Below are 1,305 nucleotides of genomic sequence, written 5' to 3' on the forward strand. Positions count from 1 at the left end.
CTAGTGTCTTGAGTTAAAAATTCATTGAATGATGCCGATCACGTACTAAAGTGTTCTATGTGGCACTTGATGCGAGGGGGCAAGGATGAGCGGACGGCCCAAAGGGGAACTGGTGCTGAGCGAATCGGAGCGCGAAGAACTGCAAGCGCTGACAATGCGACGCAAGACCGCACAAGCCCTCGCATTGCGGGCGCGCATCGTGTTGGCCTGTGCCGATGGCCTGGACAACAAGAGCGTTGCGGCGAAACAGAGGGTCTCTCAGCAAACGGTCTCGAAGTGGCGGGCGCGATTCGTAATGCATCGTCTGGACGGACTGCTTGATGCGCCTCGGCCCGGCGCGCCGAGGACGATTGATGACGCTCGCGTCGATGCGGTCATCGCAAAGACGCTTGAGTCCGTACCTGTCGACGCGACTCACTGGAGCACGCGCACGATGGCTCGCGAGATGAAATTGTCGCAAACGGCGGTCACACGGATCTGGCGTGCTTTTGGTCTGCAGCCGCATCGGCAGGAAACGTTCAAACTCTCCAGTGATCCGATGTTCGTCGACAAGGTGCGAGATATCGTCGGGCTTTACCTGGATCCGCCGCTTAAGGCCATGGTGTTGTGCGTGGACGAGAAGAGCCAGATTCAGGCGCTCGATCGCACGCAACCCATGCTGCCGTTGGCACCCGGCATCCCGCAACGACGCACGCACGATTACATGCGCCACGGCGCGACTACGCTGTTCGCGGCGCTGGACATCGCTACTGGCGAGGTGATCGGCGAGGTACATCGGCGCCATCGCAGCAGCGAATTCGTGCGCTTTCTGCGCACCATCGAAGCCAGTGTGCCATCGCACCTGGATGTGCATCTGGTGATGGACAACTATGGCACGCACAAAACGCCCTCGATCAAAGCCTGGTTCGCTCGACATCCTCGCTTCCATGTTCACTTCACGCCCACCTCGGCGTCGTGGCTTAATCAGGTCGAGCGTTGGTTCGCCTCGCTCACTGAAAAATACCTTCGACGCGGTACGCATCGCTCGACACGTCAACTCGAAGACGCGATCCGTCAATACCTGGACATCTACAACGCCAATCCACAACCGTTTTCCTGGAGCAAGTCGGCTGATGAAATTCTGGCCAGTCTCGAACGGTTTTGTATGCGGGTCCGGACGGCCGCGGGCGAAGCATCATGAACATCAACACCGACGCAATTGATGAAGTCGCCCTGGCACTTCTCTACCTGACCCTGCATGCCCGATACCGCGCATGGAAGGGTTTCGACTGGGATGTGCTGAACCGACTCTACGAACGGGGTTTC

At 58.4% G+C, this 1,305-nt stretch carries 2 protein-coding genes; both read left to right on the forward strand.

Translation table 11 applies throughout. The features are described 5' to 3' along the window. Positions 1 to 85: 85 nt before the first annotated feature. A complete protein-coding gene (locus AB4Y34_RS41590; protein ID WP_368719276.1) occupies positions 86 to 1,180 on the forward strand; it encodes an IS630 family transposase in 1,095 nt (364 codons plus the stop codon). Continuing rightward, on the forward strand, positions 1,177 to 1,305 hold a 129-nt coding region (locus AB4Y34_RS41595; protein WP_368719277.1), incomplete at its 3' end, for a DUF6429 family protein. The genes AB4Y34_RS41590 and AB4Y34_RS41595, both read left to right, overlap by 4 nt.

The organism is Paraburkholderia sp. BR10954 (assembly GCF_040965775.1).
In the GTDB taxonomy this organism is placed as follows: domain Bacteria; phylum Pseudomonadota; class Gammaproteobacteria; order Burkholderiales; family Burkholderiaceae; genus Paraburkholderia; species Paraburkholderia youngii.